Raw genomic sequence first — 1,078 nt, forward strand, 5'->3', positions numbered from 1 at the left:
CCCTTGTTGATGTCGTCGAGCGGCATGGTGTGGGTGATCATCGCATCGATCTGGATCTTGCCCTCCATGTACCAGTCGACGATCTTCGGCACGTCGGTGCGCCCGCGCGCGCCGCCGAAGGCGGTGCCCATCCACTGGCGGCCGGTGACGAGCTGGAACGGACGGGTGGAGATTTCCTGGCCCGCGCCCGCAACCCCGATGATCACCGACTTGCCCCAGCCGCGATGGGCCGATTCCAGCGCCTGGCGCATCACCTTGGTGTTGCCGGTGCAGTCGAAGGTATAGTCGGCGCCGCCGATCAGGTCGCCGTTGCGCTTGGTCATGTTGACCAGATAGGGCACGATGTCGTCGCCGACCTCCTTCGGATTGACGAAATGCGTCATGCCGAATTTCTCGCCCCATTCCTTGCGGTCGGGATTGATGTCGACGCCGATGATCATGTCGGCGCCGGCCAGGCGCAGGCCCTGCAGCACGTTGAGGCCGATGCCGCCGAGACCGAAGACGATGGCCGTCGAGCCGATCTCGACCTTGGCGGTGTTGATGACCGCGCCCACACCGGTGGTGACGCCGCAGCCGATGTAGCAGATCTTGTCGAAGGGCGCGTCCGGGTTGACCTTGGCGACGGCGATCTCCGGCAGGACCGTGTAGTTGGCGAAGGTCGAGCAGCCCATGTAGTGATGGATCTTGTCCTTGCCGATCGAGAAGCGGCTCGTGCCGTCCGGCATCAGTCCCTGGCCCTGCGTGGCGCGGATGGCGGTGCAGAGGTTGGTCTTGCGCGACAGACAGGAATAGCATTCGCGGCATTCCGGCGTGTAGAGCGGAATGACATGGTCGCCCTTCTTGACGGAGGTCACGCCCGGGCCGACATCGACGACGATGCCGGCGCCCTCATGGCCGAGGATGGCGGGGAACAGGCCTTCCGGGTCGGCGCCCGACAGGGTGAAATCGTCCGTGTGGCAGATGCCGGTCGCCTTGACCTCGATCAGCACCTCGCCGGCGCGCGGCCCTTCGAGCTGAACGGTCATCACTTCCAGCGGCTTGCCGGCCTGAACCGCAACGGCGGCGCGTACATCCATGG

The 1,078-nt window shown here is 65.3% G+C and carries 1 protein-coding gene; it reads right to left on the reverse strand.

Translation table 11 applies throughout. The features are described 5' to 3' along the window. Window positions 1–1,076 (reverse strand): S-(hydroxymethyl)glutathione dehydrogenase/class III alcohol dehydrogenase (locus P7F60_RS30730; protein ID WP_277921233.1); only part of this gene is annotated, 1,076 nt, incomplete at its 3' end. Window positions 1,077–1,078 lie beyond the last annotated feature (2 nt).

The sequence above is a fragment of the Rhizobium sp. YJ-22 genome (assembly GCF_029601685.1).
Lineage (GTDB): Bacteria > Pseudomonadota > Alphaproteobacteria > Rhizobiales > Rhizobiaceae > Metarhizobium.